Origin of the sequence: Janthinobacterium sp. LPB2021202312-11-4 (assembly GCF_037049705.1) — a bacterium.
In the GTDB taxonomy this organism is placed as follows: domain Bacteria; phylum Pseudomonadota; class Gammaproteobacteria; order Pseudomonadales; family Pseudomonadaceae; genus Aquipseudomonas.
In genome coordinates, this window is the sequence record NZ_JBAGKV010000020.1 from 24351 (window position 1) to 43573 (window position 19223).

Annotated in this window: 16 protein-coding genes; 8 read left to right on the forward strand and 8 right to left on the reverse strand. The window is 59.8% G+C overall.

Features of this window, described 5'->3' with window-relative positions:
* The first annotated feature begins 144 nt into the window (after positions 1 to 144).
* The 3 genes from V5E99_RS20580 to V5E99_RS20590 all read left to right on the forward strand — a co-directional run bounded on the left by V5E99_RS20580 (position 145) and on the right by V5E99_RS20590 (position 3406).
* Positions 145 to 1212 (forward strand): phosphotransferase family protein, encoded by a 1068-nt coding sequence (locus tag V5E99_RS20580; RefSeq protein WP_499804092.1) that lies wholly within the window; start codon positions 145 to 147, stop codon positions 1210 to 1212.
* Positions 1213 to 1249: 37 nt separating this feature from the next.
* Entirely contained in the window at positions 1250 to 2017 is a 768-nt protein-coding gene (locus tag V5E99_RS20585) for an SDR family oxidoreductase (protein ID WP_054047414.1), read from the forward strand.
* Between the two features lie 273 nt (positions 2018 to 2290).
* Positions 2291 to 3406: a Gfo/Idh/MocA family protein gene (locus V5E99_RS20590; RefSeq protein ID WP_499804093.1), complete on the forward strand. Its 1116-nt coding sequence runs from the start codon at positions 2291 to 2293 to the stop codon at positions 3404 to 3406.
* Between the two features lie 2 nt (positions 3407 to 3408).
* On the opposite strand, the gene V5E99_RS20595 is transcribed toward V5E99_RS20590, so the two are convergent.
* The 5 genes from V5E99_RS20595 to V5E99_RS20615 all read right to left on the reverse strand — a co-directional run bounded on the left by V5E99_RS20595 (position 3409) and on the right by V5E99_RS20615 (position 7793).
* Entirely contained in the window at positions 3409 to 4035 is a 627-nt protein-coding gene (locus tag V5E99_RS20595; RefSeq protein ID WP_499804094.1) for a trimeric intracellular cation channel family protein, read from the reverse strand.
* A gap of 459 nt (positions 4036 to 4494) precedes the next feature.
* Positions 4495 to 4752 carry a DUF1652 domain-containing protein gene (locus V5E99_RS20600; protein ID WP_499804095.1) on the reverse strand — a complete coding sequence of 86 codons (258 nt, stop codon included), beginning with the start codon at positions 4750 to 4752 and terminating at the stop codon, positions 4495 to 4497.
* Between the two features lie 194 nt (positions 4753 to 4946).
* Positions 4947 to 6443, reverse strand: coding sequence for a helix-turn-helix transcriptional regulator (locus V5E99_RS20605; protein ID WP_499804096.1), 1497 nt, complete (start codon positions 6441 to 6443; stop codon positions 4947 to 4949).
* Between the two features lie 170 nt (positions 6444 to 6613).
* Complete coding sequence (locus V5E99_RS20610) at positions 6614 to 6808, reverse strand: DUF6124 family protein (protein WP_499804097.1); 195 nt, start codon at positions 6806 to 6808, stop codon at positions 6614 to 6616.
* 526 nt (positions 6809 to 7334) lie between these two features.
* Complete coding sequence (locus tag V5E99_RS20615) at positions 7335 to 7793, reverse strand: REP-associated tyrosine transposase (protein WP_499804098.1); 459 nt, start codon at positions 7791 to 7793, stop codon at positions 7335 to 7337.
* Between the two features lie 286 nt (positions 7794 to 8079).
* Between V5E99_RS20615 and V5E99_RS20620 the strand changes: the two genes are divergently transcribed.
* Positions 8080 to 9579, forward strand: a complete 1500-nt coding sequence (locus V5E99_RS20620; protein WP_499804099.1) for a metallophosphoesterase family protein — start codon at positions 8080 to 8082, stop codon at positions 9577 to 9579.
* A 23-nt stretch (positions 9580 to 9602) separates the two neighbouring features.
* Entirely contained in the window at positions 9603 to 10367 is a 765-nt protein-coding gene (locus tag V5E99_RS20625) for a hypothetical protein (RefSeq protein WP_499804100.1), read from the forward strand.
* Between the two features lie 51 nt (positions 10368 to 10418).
* Here V5E99_RS20625 and V5E99_RS20630 read toward each other — a convergent pair whose 3' ends face one another.
* Both V5E99_RS20630 and V5E99_RS20635 read right to left on the reverse strand, forming a co-directional pair.
* Positions 10419 to 11702: a Zn-dependent hydrolase gene (locus V5E99_RS20630; protein ID WP_499804101.1), complete on the reverse strand. Its 1284-nt coding sequence runs from the start codon at positions 11700 to 11702 to the stop codon at positions 10419 to 10421.
* Between the two features lie 284 nt (positions 11703 to 11986).
* Positions 11987 to 13471 (reverse strand): NCS1 family nucleobase:cation symporter-1, encoded by a 1485-nt coding sequence (locus V5E99_RS20635; RefSeq protein ID WP_499804102.1) that lies wholly within the window; start codon positions 13469 to 13471, stop codon positions 11987 to 11989.
* 621 nt (positions 13472 to 14092) lie between these two features.
* On the opposite strand from V5E99_RS20635, the gene hydA reads away from it, so the two are divergent.
* The 3 genes from hydA (at position 14093) to preA (ending at position 18386) form a co-directional block, all read left to right on the forward strand.
* A complete protein-coding gene (gene hydA, locus V5E99_RS20640; protein ID WP_499804103.1) occupies positions 14093 to 15532 on the forward strand; it encodes a dihydropyrimidinase in 1440 nt (479 codons plus the stop codon).
* A gap of 211 nt (positions 15533 to 15743) precedes the next feature.
* Complete coding sequence (locus tag V5E99_RS20645) at positions 15744 to 17111, forward strand: NAD(P)-dependent oxidoreductase (protein ID WP_499804104.1); 1368 nt, start codon at positions 15744 to 15746, stop codon at positions 17109 to 17111.
* Positions 17112 to 18386, forward strand: coding sequence for an NAD-dependent dihydropyrimidine dehydrogenase subunit PreA (preA, locus tag V5E99_RS20650; RefSeq protein WP_499804105.1), 1275 nt, complete (start codon positions 17112 to 17114; stop codon positions 18384 to 18386). It begins immediately after the preceding gene.
* Positions 18387 to 18494: 108 nt separating this feature from the next.
* Here preA and V5E99_RS20655 read toward each other — a convergent pair whose 3' ends face one another.
* Positions 18495 to 19115, reverse strand: a complete 621-nt coding sequence (locus V5E99_RS20655; protein ID WP_499804106.1) for a TetR/AcrR family transcriptional regulator — start codon at positions 19113 to 19115, stop codon at positions 18495 to 18497.
* Positions 19116 to 19223 lie beyond the last annotated feature (108 nt).

Consider the following 19223-nt stretch of genomic DNA (forward strand, 5'->3'; position numbering starts at 1 on the left):
CGGTCATTCAAACAGGTGTATCAAAAGCAATGATTGCCCGGCAACACGCTCACCTATAAGGGCCGCTGGTGGTTGTGGGTGTCGGGTGCGCGCATTAGATTAGCCAATAGTCTCAGGCCTCCAGAATAAGCAGAAGGGATAAGCATGGCGCTTACTGACCAGTCCACCCGTATCCGCTCCGGCGAAGAACTCGATGCCAGCCTGATCGATCCCTACCTCAAGGCCCACATTCCGGGCCTCAGCGGCTTGCCGCAGATCAGCCAGTTTCCGGGCGGTGCGTCAAACCTCACTTACTTGCTGGAATACCCCGAGCAGGAATTCGTCCTGCGTCGCCCGCCGTTTGGCCACAAGGCCAAGTCCGCTCACGACATGGGCCGCGAATTCCGCATTCTCAATCAGCTCAAGGACGGCTTCCCGTACTGCCCCAAAGCCTACGTGCACTGCACCGACGAATCGGTGATCGGCGCCGAGTTCTATGTGATGGAGCGGGTCAACGGCATCATCCTGCGCGCGGAACTGCCGCCGGAGCTGGGCCTGGATTCGGCCAAGACCGAAGCGCTGTGCAAAAGCTTCATCGACAAGTTCGTCGAACTGCACCAAGTCGACTACAAGGCCTGTGGCCTGGCCGACCTCGGTAAACCCGAAGGTTATGTGGCACGCCAGATCAAAGGCTGGAGCGAACGCTACGAGAAGGCCCTGACCCCCGATGCGCCGCAGTGGGAAGCGGTCAAGGCCTGGCTCAACGACAAGATGCCGGCCGACCACCCGACGTCGAGCATCGTCCACAACGACTACCGTTTCGACAACGTGATCCTCGACCCGAACAACCCGATGCAGATCATCGGCGTGCTCGACTGGGAACTGACCACCCTCGGCGATCCGCTGATGGATTTGGGCAACACCCTGGCCTACTGGATCGAGGCCGGCGACCCGGCGCCTGTGCAACTGATGCGCCGTCAACCGAGCCACGCGCCGGGTATGCTGACCCGCCGCGAATTCGTCGATTACTACGCCGAGCGCGCCGGCATCCAGATCGACAATTTCGACTTCTACTACACCTACGGCCTGTTCCGCCTGGCCGGCATCGTCCAGCAGATCTACTACCGTTTCTTCCATGGTCAGACCCAGGACAAACGCTTCGCGCAGTTCATTCACATGAACAAGTTGCTGGAGCAGATGAGCTTGCAGGTCATTTCGAAATCCAGCCTCTGATCAGGCCTTCTAATAAGACTTTCCATAAGAGAATCCCATGTCCAAGACTCAGTTGTTCGACCTCGACGGCAAGATCGCTTTCGTCTCCGGCGCCAGCCGTGGCATCGGTGAAGCCATCGCCAAACTGCTGGCCCAGCAAGGCGCCCATGTGATCGTTTCGAGCCGCAAACTCGATGGCTGCCAACACGTGGCCGACGCGATCATCGCCGCCGGCGGCAAAGCCACCGCCATCGCCTGCCACATCGGCGAAATGGAACAGATCACCCAAGTCTTCGCCGCCATCCGCGAACAGTTCGGACGCCTGGACATCCTGGTCAACAACGCCGCGACCAACCCGCAGTTCTGCAACGTACTGGACACCGACCTCAGCGCGTTCCAGAAAACCGTCGACGTGAACATCCGTGGCTACTTCTTCATGTCGGTGGAAGCCGGCAAGCTGATGCGCGACAACGGCGGCGGCAGCATCATCAACGTGGCCTCGATCAACGGCATCTCGCCGGGGATCTTCCAGGGCATCTACTCGGTGACCAAAGCGGCGGTCATCAACATGACCAAAGTCTTCGCCAAGGAATGCGCGCAGTTCGGCATCCGCTGCAACGCCCTGCTGCCGGGCCTGACCGACACCAAGTTTGCCTCGGCGCTGGTGAAGAACGATGCGATTCTGAAGACTGCGTTGCAGCAGATTCCGCTGAAGCGGGTAGCGGACCCGAGTGAAATGGCGGGGGCGGTGCTTTATCTCGCCAGTGATGCATCCAGCTACACGACTGGGGTTTCGTTGAATGTGGATGGGGGGTTCCTGTCCTGAGTTGATTCGCTCGATGTGCAAAAGGCAGCCCCAGGGCTGCCTTTTTGCTTTCCCCACGTAGGAGCTGCCGAAGGCTGCGATCTGTTGATCTTGATCTTTTGATCTTGATTTTTTGTCGATTTCGGAGACGCCAAAGGCAAAAGATCGCAGCCTTCGGCAGCTCCTACGAAGGGTATCCGCGCTTTGTGAATATTTATTCCATGGATTGCTATTTGGGAATATTTATTCCATAAATAGCCCTCCTGAAAACAAAAATCCAAAAGGACCCCGGCTATGCGCGAACTCGGTATCGGACTCATCGGCACAGGTTTCATGGGCCGTGCCCATGCCTTGGCGTTTCGTAATGTCAGCGCGGTTTTTGAGTTGCCCCTGAAACTCAAGCTTGCTGCACTGGCCGACGCCGATCCGCAGCGCGCCCGGCAGTGTGCCGAGGCTTGGGGTTTCGACAGCGCCCACACGGACTGGCAGCAACTGATCGACGACCCGAAGGTCAACCTGATCGCCATTACCACGCCCAATCACCTGCACTACCCCATGGCCATGGCCGCCCTCGCCGCCGGCAAACCGGTGTATTGCGAAAAGCCCTTGGCGGTGAGCCTGGAGCAGGCGAATGCCATGCGTCTGGCGGCCAAAGCGGCGGGTGTGGTGACGCGGGTCGGTTACAACTATCAGCACAACCCGATGATTGGCCTGGCCCGCGAGCTGATCCAGAACGGTGAACTGGGCGAGCTCATCAGCTTCCAGGGTGAGTTCAGCGAAGACTTCATGGCCGACCCCACGTCGCCGTGGTCGTGGCGTTGCGAGGCCGAGCATGCCGGCGGCGCGTTGGCGGACCTGGGCAGTCACCTGCTGGCGATGGCTCGCTATCTGGTGGGGGATGTCCAAGCGGTGTGCGCCGACACCCAAACCGTTCACCCGCAGCGCCCCGCCACCGCTGGCAGCCACGAGCAACGCCGCATCGCCGTGGACGATCAGGTTCATGCGCTGCTGCGGTTTGCCAATGGCGCCCGGGGCACGTTCAGCAGCAGTTGGCTCAAGCACGGCTACAAAAATCACCTGAGTTTCGAGATCAGCGGCACAAAAGGCACCCTCGCCTTCGATCAGGAACGCTTGAATGAGTTGCGCCTGTTTCGTGTCGGGCAGGAGGGTTTCCAGCGCTTGCTGGCGGGGCCGAACTTGCCGGGGTATGCGGCGTTCAGTCCGGCGGCCGGGCACCAACTGGGTTACAACGAACTCAAGACCCTGGAGGTGCATGACCTGGTGCTGGCGTTGGCCGGGCTCAGTCAGGGCGGGACGGATTTCGAACAGGCCTGGGAAGTCGAACGGCTGGCGACGGCCATTCGGTTGGCGGCCAACGAATCACGCTGGGTCAGGCTTGAGGAGGTCTAACTTCAACCGCCCATGACTTTCGGCAACTGCCAGCCGTAATTTACTGACAGCAAACGCAACATCAGGCACGCCGCGCCGGCTAACAGCGCGGCGGCCACGGGCGGTACGCCGCAACGCCGCCCGATGATCAGCACCGCCGCGCCGACAAACGCCGAACTGGCGTACAAGTCTTCCTGCAACACCACCGGCACCCGCGCCAACACGATATCGCGCAGCACCCCGCCACCGACTCCGGTGATGGTGCCCATCAGGGTCGCGACAAACGACGAGATCCCGAAATTCAATGCCTTCTGCGCCCCGGCCACGGCGAACAGCGCCAGCCCCGCCGCATCCAGCACAATCAACGTCGAACCGGACCAGCCCAACACCTGCTCATGAAAGACAAACGCGACCCCGCCCATGGCAAACGCCAGGGCCGGGTAGCGCCAGTCGGCCACGGCATTGGGTGGCGTCGCGCCGATCAATAGGTCCCGAGTCACGCCACCACCGAGGGCGACGATGAAGGCAATCACCATCACCCCGAGCAGGTCGAGGTTGCTGCGCATGGCACTGATCGCGCCTTCAACGGCGAACACGGCGGTGCCGACCAGATCGGCCACCAGCACAATTTTCTCGACACGGGGCTTCAACGACGGCGTCGCTCGCGTTACTGAGTGACGCAACGGGTGGTGGTCGTGACCCGAGTCACCTGACCGTCGGCACGCATGTCGCCCATCACATCGGTTTTATCCAGGCTTTGGCAGGTACGTTCAGGTGGAGGCGGCGGGGTAATGGGTGGCGGAGGTGGAGGACTGGCGCAACCACTTAATATCAGCGCGCAAAATGCGAGCGACAGTGGCATAGAAAGGCGTTTCCCAAGACTGTTCATAAGCTGGCCTGCGGTGGCTGATCGACGTGTTTCCGCGACTCGAAAACATCACCGCGCAGCCGCGGACCCGGTCACAGAAAATGAGTACCACGCATTCTTTATAGCCCAGCTACCCGAAAATGACAGTTAAGAGCACTGTAGGAGCACGGCTTGCCGGCGATGGCGTCTTCAATATCGCTATCGCCGGCAAGCCGTGCTCCTACAAATGATCGGCTTGGGATCAGCTGCGAGCATCCGTTTCACGCTGATGCAGACTGTTGCTCTCAAGCTCGTAACGCAGTTCCTCGATCAACGCCGCGACCGACTCCGGGGTTCTGAGGTTTGCCACATTCAACCCGCTGACCACCAGATCCACCTGCCCCGACACCGGGTGATAGAGCTTGATCGTCAAGGAGTTGTCGCCGGTAACCGCGCAATCACAGGCCAGAGGCGAAAAACTCTGTTCCAGCTGAGTACGCAATTTCGTCAGATAAATCATCCCGACTCACCCGACCGACAATGCAAAATCGGACGCATTGATGAACTGTTCGTAACCCATGTGGCTGTTCCTTTAGCTGTATCGAAGAGGACGCGATAGCGACCCGAAGACCGCTACCGCACCCTCACAGATTAAGAACTGCCACACCCGGCCAGAACCTCCATTTGCACCCTCACGCCTAGTGCATTTGCACCTTAACGCTGGCCCTTCGGTCGCCATTCACTGGAGAACAAACCACGCTCTCGCGCCCACACAATCGCCTCGCTGCGACTGTGCACATCAAGCTTGGAATACACCGTCGACACATGATTTCGCACCGTGTTCAGCGCCAGTTTCAGGCGCGCGGCGATCTCCTTGTCAGCCAGACCTTCGCAGATCAGCCCGAGCACATCGCGCTCCCGGGCCGTCAGGTCGGTAAAGGACACACTGGGCAATTTCGGCGAGTTGACGCTTTTCACGTTGGCGAGTTTTTCGATCAGGGTGCGACTGAACCAGGAGGCGTCTTTCATCACCTCTTCAATCGCCGACACCAGTTCCAGTTCGGTACGTTTGCGCTCGGTGATGTCCATGAACACCAGCAGATAGCACGGGCTGTCCTGAATGTTCACGGTGTCGGCCGAGACGGTGCACTCAATCATCTCGGCGCCCTTCTTGCGCAACCGGACATCGACGCGATCCAGTCGACCGACCTTCTCCAGCGCCGCAAACAGCCGCGAGCGCGTGCCCTTGTCATCGATAAAGTCGATCTCCGTCACGGTTTTGCCGAGCACCTCTTCGCTGGGGTACGCGAGGGTTTCCAGGAAGGCCTCGTTGACGTCGATCACCACTTGGCTCTCGGCGCTGCACACCAGCGTCGGCACCGGCGTCAGGCGAAAGGCCTTGGCGAAACGCTCCTCGCTCTGGCGCAGCGCCAGCTCGACCTTGTGCCGGGGCTCCATATCGACGAAGGAAAACAGCATGCAATCTTCTTCGTTGAGCTCCAGGGGTTGCCCGGCGACGATCACTTGTTTACTGCCGCCCCCGGCCAGTTTCAGTTCGGCCTGCATTTGCGGAATCGTCGCGTGTTCACGCAGGCGCTCGATCGCCAGATCTTTCTTCTCTGCGCCTTCGAGAATATCCAGCTCATAGGTCGACACGCCGATGACCTGGTCACGGGTGTAACCGGTCATTTCCAGAAAGCCCGGATTGACCTTGATGTAACGCAAATCGCTGAGCCGACAGATCACCGCCGGCGCCGGGTTGGCATTGAAGGTTTTCTCGAAACGCTGCTCGGCGCTGGCCCATTCGGTGACGTCATTCATGATCAGCACCAGGGATTCCGGCGCGCCGGCGCTGTCGGCCAATTGCATGCTGCGCACGCTGTGAACCCACATACGCTCTTCGTCGTCGGCCGGGGTCACTTCCACCAACACATCGCTGAAGACTTCCCCCCGGGCGATACGGTTGATCGGGTAATTGTCCGCCGGCACCGCGTGATTGTTGCGGTAGCGCAAGGCAAACCGCTTGGCGTACTCCTGGGCATTGGCGCCCAACTCGCCGATCCGGCTGACACCGTGCATCGCCAGCGCGGCGTCATTGGCCCAGAGAATGGTCTGGTCGAGCTCCAGCAGAATCACCCCGTCGGACAACCCGGCGATGATCTGCTGCAACTGGCGACGATTGGTTTCGGTGGTCAGGACGTCCTGGCTCATTGGGTCTCCACAAAAATACGACGGTGCTCTTTCAGCACCCTGTGAAGAGTACGACCGCAGGGGATTACGAACGTGCGAATACAGTCCCTGTGGCGAGGGGACTTGCCACAGGTGCAGCGCTTGACTGAAGTCTTTGTCAGTCCACAAAAAAACGGCCAGCAGGCCGCCGCTTATGGTGGGTCGAGATTGTCCAGCGCCCGGTTCACCGCCAACTCGCCGAGCATGATGACTTGTGCGATGCCGAGCAGGGCGTTGCGGTGAGGGTATGCCAGAAAACCTGCCAGATCGCTGGCCATGACGCTGGCTGAGGCGAGTGATTCGCAAGCGTGGGCCAGCGCGGTTTCGGTCTTGATGTCAGGCGCCATGAAGAAGAATGGGCTGGGGTTGCGGGGGGGGATTGGGTGAGTCTTTGAACATGGTGGAGCTCCTTCTAAGTGGAGCCACCGTAGCTTGTCGCTAACAAGTCAAGGTGGCGGCTGTACGCAGGTTAGCGAACCGGTAGAAGGCACCCGGTAGACCCGAAGGTCTCCCGCGCACAGCCGCCATAACGCAAATTGCACATAAAAAGTATGCAATCAGGTTTGGAGCTTTGCGCGCTTTCTAGTCGGGTCGCTAAACCCGATCGCTGAACATTCAGCGACCCGGAAATGATAAAGACCCGGTACAAGGCGCAAAAGCCGGCGGATTCTGGCGTAGGTGTAGGTAAAGGCGCAAGGCGATGTAGCCTCGGACTTACCGTGTAGGAAAGGTCATTCACCACAAGGTTTTTCGAGAGGCTGAAGATCAAAAGATCGCAGCCTTCGGCAGCTCCTACGGTGACCGCATGCAACCTTGAAATTTGCTCAAACCCTGTAGGAGCTGCCGAAGGCTGCGATCTTTTGATCTTACGGTTCAAACCCAAATCGCATCCCACAATGGATAATCCCCAACCCGCTCCACCAACCCCGCACGCAACGGATTCATGACGATGTACCGCGCAGCACCCTTGATATCGTCCTCCCGACGCAACGCCCGGTCGTAATAACCTCGTTGCCACAGTCGGCCCTGGTCGCCACGCAAAAGATTGATTGATCGACTGCTCCTGGATTTGATGCGGCACATCAACTCGGCCAACGTGCCGCGATGCAGCTCCACCAACCAATGCAAGTGATCCGGCATCACGACCCAGGCCATTGAGGTGACCGTCGCCGCTTCATTGGCCTGGCGCAGTTGATCGACCAAAAGCCGTCCCAGTCGCCAATCTGTGAACACCGGTTGACGTTGTTCAGTGACGGCGGTCAGCAGGTAGATACGCCCGGATTCAGAGATACGCGCCTTGCGCAGGCGACATCCATTTGCAGCGACAGGCATTCCTTTGCCCTCCTTGAAATGTGTTGGCAGACGAACGTTAGTCGATACCGGTTTCGTCGTCGGTCGAAGCTTTTTCGTGATGTTTCGGGTACGCGAAAAAGATCGCAGCCTTCGGCAGCTCCTACGCGCCTGTGGGCGTTGGCGTTGGCGTTGGCGAAGGCTGCGATCTTTTCGGCGCCCCAACGCTCCCACTCTGTACTAAAGTTGATGGACACCCCCGCCCGACTTCAAGCAGTGTCCGGCCCTGACTTTGTATGGAAACCCAGGCAGGTAAAGGAGACAGTCGATGATTCTGGTCGCTCGCCCGCTGATCAGCGCCCCCACGAGAAAAGGCACCGTGCAGCTCTGGGTGGGTGTGTTCGGCATCGACAACCCCGCGCTGCCGACGTTTTTCCTGGGCACGACGCCGGCATTACAGGCCTCAGCCCAACCCGCGCCTGACGAAAAACTCTATCCACTTGACGACGGAGTCAAAAACGCCGCCGACAAACCGCTTAACCACCAAGGCGTGTTCACCTTTGCCCGGCTCGGCGCCGGCATCAATCACTGTTTCCGTATCGTCGCCAACGGCGTGGAATACAGCTTGGCCTTTGTTTCCCAACCCGATGCAGTGCCTGCCGACGGCGCGCCGCTGAATATTCTGCTGACCTCCTGCTATTACCAACCCAACGGCGATGACAAAGCCCTGGAAAACGCCGTCGCGCAACTGCCTTCAGGCTTCAAGCCACACCTGAGCCTGATGGTCGGCGATCAGGTTTACCTGGACGTGCCGGTGATCCCGTCCTGGCGCTTCACCCTGGATGGCGTGCAGAAGCTGATCGGCCAGAAGTATTACAAGAACTGGTGCTCCGACACCTTGGGCACCGGTGGTTTGCAATCGGTGCTGCGAACCGCGCCGACTGCCTGCATTCCCGATGACCATGAATTCTGGAACAACTACCCGCTGGACCAGTTTCAACTGCCGCCGCTGGCCTTCGTCGACAAGGACGACTGGTCCAACACCGCCATGGACCTGTACGCCGGGTTCCAGTTGGGCGGCCCAGCGAAAACGCCGCAGGATATTCCCGGGTTCCAGCGCATTGAAGTCGATCCGCTGATCATTCTGATGCTCGACACCCGCACCCGGCGCGACGACAGTTTCAACCGGCTGATGCCCGACGACGCGGCGATGGCCCTGCAACACTGGGCCGATGACCTGATCCTGGCCAAGCAGAACAACGCGCCAAAAATCGGCGTGTTGTCAGCCGGCCAACCGATGTTTACCAAGCCGCCCGGGGATTTCAGCAAGAAGTATGTCGATGCCGACCTGGCCAACTATCAGCAATTCGAACTGATCGAAGTGCAGCTCGAACGACTGGCCAGCCAGGGTATTCCGGTGGTGTTCCTGACCGGCGATGTGCACTGGAGCCGCGTCTGTGCGGCGCGCCACGGTTCGCAACCGACGCCGATGCTGTACGAGGTGATTTGCTCGCCGTCGACCATGATTCCGCGCTCATCCCTGATCGATATTGGCCTGGACAAACTGCACGGCAAGGACTGGCCCGGCTACCCCGCCGCCCCGGAAGAAAAGGACCTGACCAGCAAATTCGGCAGCCACAATAGCTTCACCGTGTCGCGCACCACCCAGGACAACTATTTCCAGTGCAACGGCAATCAGATTGCCGTGTTGCAGTTCACCCGCTCAGGGTTTGGCCTGGACATGAAAGTGACCTTTTTCGGTGTCAGCCTCGACAGCCGACTCAAGCAGCCCAAGTCCACCGCTAATTACCTTTTACGTTTTTATTGAATCGATCCGACAGGAGATCTGCCATGGCGCACGCGCGCAACTCTTCGGCAAAGGACAAAAACCCGGCTTTCACATCGTTGAAACGCACCAAGCAGGAAAGCAATGACGCGTGGATTTTGCGGGCGATTCAAAAGCTCGACCTGGACCCGAAAGCCTGGTCGTTCATCGCGTTGTTCGGCGCCATCGACATCCTCGCGTTTCGTCTGCGGGTGGCCCAGTCGCACTTGCGTAACGACCTGCTGCCCTCGTATTGGTCGGAAGCGGCGTTTATCAACGTGGCGCCGAGGTCGGCAGCGAAAACCACGGCGATTCACGTGCCGCTGTTCCAGCCGGAACAGGCCGAATTCGCGACCAAACGCAACGGCGTGGTAGAGCAGCCCCTGAGCCATTTTGCCGATGCCGCGCACTGGCAAAACGTCTGCGTCATTGCGCTGCCGGTGGCGCAACAGACCATTCGTGAGTCCATTGAACGCTTCAAGCATTCACGTTCCCCGGTCGACAGCCTGGAACACATCCTGCGCTGGCTGGCTTTTGCCTGGGGCGCCGACCGCACGCCCAACCCGATTCATGACGGCATCGGCATGCCCTCGGCGAGCATGCTCGAAGCGGTGTTCAACACCGCGCAGTTTGACGTGACGCCGGGGTTGGAATCCCGGGCGGCGTGCCCGGAATACCTGTGGATCATGGCCAAATATTGGTATCCGTATTACCAGCAGTTGGGCACCCAGCAGGCACCGCGCGGGTTCTTCAATATTCAGCACACCTACGAGATCAAGGAAAACCGCTGAGCGGTCGATTGTTCACGGACCTTCGCGGCGTGAACAATCGACAGGTTTTACTCAAGCCGCCAATTGACCATTGGCAATCGCCGCCGACGCCGCCAGCATCGCCCGCAACAACACCGCACACCCGGCCGCCAGATCATCCGGCGCAGCGTTTTCGATTTCGTTGTGGCTGATCCCGCCTTCGCAAGGCACGAAAATCATCCCGGCCGGTCCGAGTTCGGCGAGGAAGATCGCGTCATGCCCTGCCCCGCTGACGATGTCCATGTGCGACAAGCCCAACCCTTGAGCGGCGCCGCGTACCGCTTCGACGCAGCCCTTGTCGAAGTACAGCGGCGGGAAGTCGGCGGTGGGGGTCAGTTCGAAGGTCAGGCCATGTTCCTCGCAGGTGGTTTCGATGACTTCGCGCACTTCAGCGATCATCGAATCCAGGCGTGCCGGCTCCAGGTGCCGGAAGTCGAGGGTCATGCGCACTTCGCCGGGGATGACGTTGCGCGAGCCCGGGTAGGCTTGCAGGCAACCGACGGTGGCGCAGGCGTGGGGTTGATGGCCGAGGGCGGCGCGGTTGACGGCACCGACGATGACCGCCGCGCCGACCAGCGCATCTTTGCGCAGGTGCATTGGGGTCGGGCCGGCGTGGGCTTCGACGCCGCGCAGTTTCAGGTCGAACCATTTCTGGCCAAGGGCGCCCATGACGATGCCGATGGTTTTGTGTTCGTCTTCGAGGATCGGGCCTTGCTCGATGTGCGCCTCGAAATAGGCGCCGACCGCGTGGCCGGTGACGTTGCGTGGCCCGGCGTAACCGATGGCGTTCAGCGCTTCACCGACGGTCAAGCCCTCGGCATCGACCTTGGCCAGGGTTTCTTCGAGGGTGAATTTTTCCGCGAACACCCCGGAGCCCATCATGCATGGAGGAAAGCGCGAGCCTTCTTCGTTGGTCCAGACCACCACTTCCAGTGGCGCTTCGGTTTCCACACCCAGATCATTCAGCGTACGCAGCACTTCGACCCCGGCGAGCACGCCAAAGCAGCCGTCGAATTTGCCGCCGGTGGGTTGGGTGTCGATGTGGCTGCCGGTCATCACGGGCGGCAGGTTTGGATTGCGACCGGGGCGACGGGCGAAGATGTTGCCGATGCCGTCGACGGTCACGGTGCAGCCCGCCTCTTCGCACCAATTGACGAAAATGTCCCGGGCCTGGCGGTCGAGGTCGGTCAGGGCCAGACGACAGACGCCACCCTTGACCGTGGCGCCGAGCTTGGCCAGTTCCATGAGCGACTGCCACAAGCGGTCGCGGTTGATGTGCTGATGGGTGGATTGCAGAACGTCTACGGCCGCGTTCATGGGGATCTCCTCAGGCTGTTCTTATGAGTTTCTTCAGGCATTTCTTTGGTGTTTATGCGGCGGTCTTCGCGGGCAAGCCTCGCTCCTACAGGTTCGCGCTGCCCCATGTAGGAGCGAGGCTTGCCCGCGAAGAGGCCCTCCCTCACACCGCTCAGGCTGTTCTTATCAGTGTTATCAGGTGTTTCATCGGCGTTTTTGAGGCCGCCTTCGCGAGCAAGCTTTGCTCCTACAGGTTTGCGCCGCTCCTCTGTAGGAGCAAAGCTTGCTCGCGAAGAGGCCGGCACTCACACCGAAGACTTCACAACGGATGGGCTCGGGCGCATCGAGCACAACCCGTAATAAATCACCCCACCCAGCGCCGAGCCGGTAAACCAGCCGTAGCTGTAGAACCAGCTAAACGCATCGCTACCCAGCGACAGCAAGGTCAGCACCACCGGCACGCCAAATGCGATAAACCCGAACCAGTTCCACGCCGGGTAAACGTCATCGCGGTAGAGCCCGGCCAGATCCAGTTGCTGTTTCTTGATCAGGAAATAGTCCACCACCATGATCCCGGCGATCGGCCCGAGCAGGCTGGAATACCCCAGCAGCCAGTTGGAGTAGACGGTTTCCAGGCTCAGGTCAGAGACGATCAGCCCGAGTTTTTTCAGCAGTTCATGGGCCATCAGCAGCAACCCGACCACACCGGTCAGCAACACCGCTTTGGTCCGGTTGATGTGCTTGGGAGCAATGTTCTGGAAGTCATTGGTCGGTGAAACGATGTTCGCCGCCGTGTTGGTGGACAGCGTGGCGATGATGATCAGCGCCATCGCCACCGCGACCCAGACCGGGCTCTGAATATGCCCGATCAGCGTGACCGGATCGGAGACGGTCACGCCCACCAGTTTCACCGACGCGGCGGTCATCACCACGCCGAGGGAGGCGAACAGGAACATGGTCAGCGGCAGGCCGATGATCTGCCCGACGATCTGATCCTTCTGGCTTTTGGCGTAGCGGCTGAAGTCCGGAATGTTCAGGGACAACGTGGCCCAGAACCCGACCATCGCGGTCAGCCCGGCGGCGAAGTAACTGACCACACTCGCCCCTTCCGGACGTTTGGCCGGGATCGCCAGCAACTCGGTCATCGACACATTGGGCATCGCCCACACCAACAACCCGACACCCACCGCCACCAATAGCGGCGCGGACAGGGTTTCCAGCCATTTGATCGACTCGGCCCCCCGGATCACCACCCACAGGTTCAACGCCCAGAACACCATGAAGCCAATGACTTCACCGGTTCCGCCGAGGGCTTTCCAGCCGTCGAACACCGAGCCCAGAAACAGGTGAATCGCCAGCCCGCCGAACATCGTCTGAATGCCGAACCAGCCACACGCCACCAGCGCCCGGATCAGGCACGGCACGTTCGAACCAAGGATGCCGAAGGACGAACGCAGCAACACCGGGAACGGAATGCCGTACTTGGTGCCGGCGAAGGCGTTCAAGGTCAGCGGGATCAGCACGATGATGTTGGCAAACAGAATCGCCAGCAGCGCTTCGCCGACCGTCAGGCCGAAGTACGCGGTGAGCACGCCGCCGAGGGTGTAGGTGGGCACGCAGATCGACATGCCGATCCACAGCGCGGTGATGTGCCATTTGTTCCAGGTTCGTTCGTGCACCTTGGTCGGTGCCATGTCGTGGTTGTAACGGGGACTGTCGAGGACGTCGGTGCCGGCTTCGAGCTCAAACAAGCCGTCGCGCTCCGTCACTTGCGATCTGATCTGTTGCATGGCCGCTCCACTGTTCTTTGAATTATTTTTGCTCATCAGGGGCTGGCGCCAAGGAGCGCGAGCCGACGATGGCCGGAGGAACTGACAACGTTTACGGACCGGCCAAGGTGTCAGCGGCGGCATCAATAAACGTGCCGGGGTTCCCGCCGGCCCATCGAGCCGTGCCATAAAACCTTTATAACCAACTGATGTTTATCAGTTTTATTTATTCAACTATCAAGTCCCTGGTTACTTGCCGGGGCACTCAGGCCGAATGCGCAGCAAGTTGTCCAAACAGTCAGGACTCAATCTGGTGCATCCATATTTTTTTCAATGTGGCGCATCAACCATAGACCATCCTCAAACAGCTGATTTCACATAGGAAATCTCGTCTATTTTGAGATCCTGTCAAGTGCGTCAAAATGGTGAGAGGACGCTACATTTTGGTGATTTATATATTTAATCGATATTTATCAATCACTTAATACAGATATAAGCTTATAAAAAATATTCTTGCTCATTCCAATAACACCAGCTAGTTTCTATTCCTGACAGCCATGACAGGAATACACCTGTTGGCGTCTGCTTCATATAAAACATTTAGAACCGGCATCAGTCGGTCATGCCTGCGAGGAACTCGGAATGTCTCTGTTGATCCGTGGCGCCACCGTTATTACCCATGATGAAAGTTATCGCGCCGACGTCTATTGCGCCGACGGTGTGATTAAAGCCATCGGCGACAATCTGGATGTTCCGGCGGGTGCCGAAGTGCTCGACGGCAGCGGCCAATACCTGATGCCCGGCGGCATCGACCCCCACACCCACATGCAACTGCCCTTCATGGGCACGGTGGCCAGTGAAGACTTCTTCAGTGGCACCGCCGCAGGCCTGGCCGGCGGCACCACGTCGATTATCGATTTTGTGATTCCCAACCCGCAGCAGTCGTTGATGGAAGCGTTTCATCAGTGGCGCGGCTGGGCCGAAAAATCAGCCTCGGACTACGGCTTCCACGTCGCGATAACCTGGTGGAGCGAGCAGGTCCGCGAGGAAATGGCCGAGCTGGTCAGCCATCACGGGATCAACAGCTTCAAGCATTTCATGGCCTACAAAAACGCGATCATGGCGGCCGACGACACCCTGGTGGCGAGTTTCGAACGTTGCCTGGAACTCGGCGCGGTGCCCACCGTGCATGCCGAAAACGGCGAACTGGTCTATCACCTGCAACGCAAGCTGATGGCTCAGGGCATTACCGGCCCGGAAGCTCATCCGCTGTCGCGCCCCTCGCAAGTGGAAGGTGAAGCGGCGAGTCGGGCGATCCGCATTGCCGAGACCATTGGCACGCCGCTGTACCTGGTGCACGTCTCGACCAAGGAAGCCCTCGACGAAATCACCTATGCCCGCAGCAAGGGTCAACCGGTGTACGGCGAAGTCCTCGCCGGGCATCTGCTGCTGGACGACAGCGTCTACCAACACCCGGACTGGCAGACCGCCGCCGGTTACGTGATGAGCCCGCCCTTCCGCCCTCGCGGCCACCAGGAAGCGCTTTGGCATGGTCTGCAATCGGGCAACCTGCACACCACCGCCACGGACCATTGCTGCTTCTGCGCCGAGCAAAAAGCGGCCGGGCGGGACGACTTCAGCAAAATCCCGAACGGCACCGCCGGTATCGAAGACCGCATGGCCGTGCTCTGGGATGAAGGGGTCAATACGGGGCGCTTTTCGATGCAGCAATTTGTCGCGCTGACCTCCACCAACACCGCGAAGATCTTCAATCTGTACCCGCGCAAAGGCGCAATCCGCGTCGGCGCCGATGCCGACCTGGTGCTATGGGACCCGCAAGGCCCGCGCACTATCTCCGCCAAAACCCACCATCAGCAGGTGGACTTCAACATCTTCGAAGGCAAAACCGTGCGCGGCGTGCCCAGCCATACCATCAGCCAGGGCCGCGTGGTCTGGGCCGATGGCGACTTGCGCGCCGAGCGTGGTGCCGGTCGGTATATCGAACGGCCGGCGTATCCGGCGGTGTTTGATTTGCTGAACAAGCGGGCCGAGTTGAATAAGCCAGTTGCCGTGAAACGCTGAGATCGAGGCCTTCGGCCTTCGCGGGCAAGCCTCGCTCCTACAGTTTGAAATGCATTCCCCGTAGGAGCTGCCGAAGGCTGCGATCTTTTGACTTTTGTTTTTAAGATCAAGATCAAAAGATCGCAGCCTTCGGCAGCTCCTACACGGGATTGCGCAGCACGCAACCAATGCCCATCAGAGGCAGTACCTCAATAACCGTGAGGCCAACACCGTGATCAAGACCCTGAACCACCTCCCGCATCCTTACGAGAATGCGGCCGCCCTCGCCGGCCATTTCACCGATCTGGCGCCGCCGCTCAACGACCGTCAGGCCCATCTGGAAGCCTCGCGCTGCCTGTATTGCTACGACGCGCCGTGCGTGAATGCCTGTCCGAGCGAGATCGATATTCCGTCGTTCATCCGCAATATCCATCAAGAAAACGTCCAGGGCGCGGCGCAGAAAATCCTCTCGGCCAACATCCTCGGCGGCAGTTGCGCCCGGGTTTGCCCGACGGAAATCCTCTGTCAGCAGGCGTGTGTGCGTAACAACGATCACGAGTGCGCGCCGGTGCTGATCGGCCTGCTGCAACGCTATGCCGTGGACAACGCGCACTTCAGCGAACACCCGTTCCAGCGTGCAGCCGCCACTGGCAAACGTATCGCCGTGGTCGGTGCCGGGCCGGCAGGTTTGTCCTGCGCCCATCGCAGCGCGATGCACGGCCACGATGTGGTGATTTTCGAAGCCAGGGAAAAGGCTGGCGGCCTCAACGAATATGGAATCGCCAAGTACAAACTGGTGGATGACTACGCGCAAAAGGAACTGGATTTCCTCCTGCAAATCGGCGGCATCGAAATCCGTCACGGGCAGAAACTCGGCGAGAACCTGACCCTGAGCGAACTGCATCAACAATTCGACGCGGTGTTCCTCGGCCTCGGCCTGGCCGCCAGCAAACAGCTCGGTTTAAGCCACGAAGACGCGCCGGGTCTGGTCGCCGCCACCGATTACATCCGCGAATTGCGCCAGGCCGATGACCTGACGCAACTGCCCCTGGCCGACCGTTGCATCGTCCTCGGCGCCGGTAACACCGCCATCGACATGGCCGTGCAAATGGCCCGCCTCGGGGCGCATGACGTCAATCTGGTGTATCGCCGCGGCGTCGAGGACATGGGCGCCACCGGCCACGAACAAGACATCGCCAAGGCCAATCAGGTGCGTTTGCTGACCTGGGCGCAGCCGGAAGAGGTGCTGCTCGACGCCCAAGGCAATGTGCGCGGCATGCGCTTCGCTCGCACGGCCATGGTCGAAGGTCGCCTGCAAACCACCGGGCAAACCTTCGAACTGGCCGCCGATGCGATCTTCAAAGCCATCGGCCAGGCCTTCGACAGCAGCGCCCTCGCCGATCCATTGGCCCGGGAACTCAAGCGCCAGGGCGAGCGCATTCAGGTGGATGAAAACCTGCGCACCAACATCCCCGGCGTGTATGCCGGCGGCGACTGCACCAGTCTCGATCAGGACTTGACCGTGCAAGCGGTGCAACACGGCAAACGCGCGGCAGAAGCGATCAACGCTCAACTCATGCTTAACGTGGAGGCTGCGTAAATGGCCGATCTCTCGATTGTCTTCGCCGGCATCAAAGCCCCCAATCCGTTCTGGCTGGCCTCCGCGCCGCCCACCGACAAAGCCTACAACGTGGTCCGCGCCTTTGAGGCGGGCTGGGGCGGTGTGGTCTGGAAAACCCTGGGCGAAGACCCGGCGGCGGTGAACGTGTCCTCGCGCTACTCGGCGCACTTTGGCGCCAATCGCGAAGTGATGGGCATCAACAACATCGAGTTGATCACCGACCGTTCCCTGGAGATCAACCTGCGGGAAATCACCCAGGTCAAAAAGGACTGGCCGGACCGCGCATTGATCGTCTCGCTGATGGTGCCGTGTGTTGAAGAGTCCTGGAAATTCATCCTGCCGCTGGTGGAAGCCACCGGCGCCGACGGCATCGAATTGAACTTCGGCTGCCCCCACGGTATGCCGGAACGGGGCATGGGCGCGGCGGTCGGGCAGGTGCCGGAGTATGTCGAACAGGTCACCCGTTGGTGCAAGACCTATTGCTCGTTGCCGGTGATCGTCAAGCTCACGCCGAACATCACCGACATCCGCGTCGCCGCCCGCGCCGCCCACCGTGGCGGGGCCGATGCGGTGTCGCTGATCAACACGATCAACTCGATCACCAGCGTCAACCTGGAGCAAATGGTCGCCATCCCCACCGTCGGCCACCAGAGCACCCACGGCGGTTATTGCGGCTCAGCGGTGAAGCCGATTGCGCTGAACATGGTCGCCGAAATCGCCCGCGACCCGCAGACCCAAGGCCTGCCGATCTGCGGCATCGGCGGCATCGGCAGTTGGCGCGATGCGGCGGAATTCATCGCGTTGGGCAGCGGCGCGGTGCAAGTGTGCACGGCGGCGATGCTGCATGGCTTCCGGATTGTCGATGAGATGAAGGACGGTTTATCGCGCTGGATGGACAGTCAGGGCTACGCAAGTATTTCGCAGTTTTCCGGGCGCGCGGTGGGCAATACCACGGACTGGAAGTACCTGGACATCAACTATCAGGTGATCGCGAAGATTGATCAGGAGGCGTGTATCGGTTGCGGGCGGTGCCACATTGCTTGCGAGGATACGTCGCACCAGGCGATTGCCAGCCTGAAGCTGGCGGATGGCACGCATAAATATGAAGTGATCGATGATGAGTGCGTCGGGTGCAATTTGTGCCAGATCACCTGCCCGGTTGAGGACTGTATCGAGATGGTGCCGATGGACACGGGCAAGCCGTTTCTGGATTGGAATCATGATCCGCGCAATCCCTATCACGTCGCGGTTTGATCGTTGAAGATCAAGGGATCGCAGCCTCGTTTTACTCGACAGCTCCTACAGAGAAATGCGCTCTCCCTGTAGGAGCTGTCGAGTAAAACGAGGCTGCGATCTTTTGACTCAAGGCTCCAACCCAATCCCGCGCAATATCACGCTCGTCACCGTCTGCACCGCCCGCTCAAACTGCATGTCCGACAACGGCTGATGATCGTTGAGGATATTCACCTGATGATCAAAGTCCGCGTAGTGCTGGGTCGAAGCCCAGATCATGTACAGCAGCGCCGACGGCTCCACCGGCAGGATGCGTTTGTCCTCGACCCACTGGCGAATCTTCGCTTCTTTCATCTTCGCCCAGTCATACAGGCTGACGTCCAGCGCCTCACCCAAGGTCGGCGCACCGTGGATGATCTCGTTGGCCCAGACTTTCGACCCATAGGGCCGGCTGCGGGAATGGTTCATCTTGGCGCGGATGTAGCTGCTGAGCACCACGCGCGGGTCGTCGAACATTTCGAAGCACAAGGCGTCCTGCTTCCAGACTTCCAACAAGTCGAACAATACCGCGCTGTACAGCTCGTTCTTGGTGCTGAAGTAGTAATGCAGATTGGAGCGCGGCAGTTGCACTTCGGCGGCGATGTCGGCCATGGCGGTGCTGCCGAAACCTTTTTCGGCGAAGACCTTCTCGGCCCCCAGCAGAATTTTCTCGACGTTACTGCGACGAATCTCGATCTTGTGATTGCCCATGAGGGCTCCCTGACAACAGCGTTGCCCAAGACTAGCATCCGCTCTGGATCGCGGCGACAGGCCTTTTTCACTTCCCCGGGGAAAACCGATTGGGTAGCATCCGCGGCA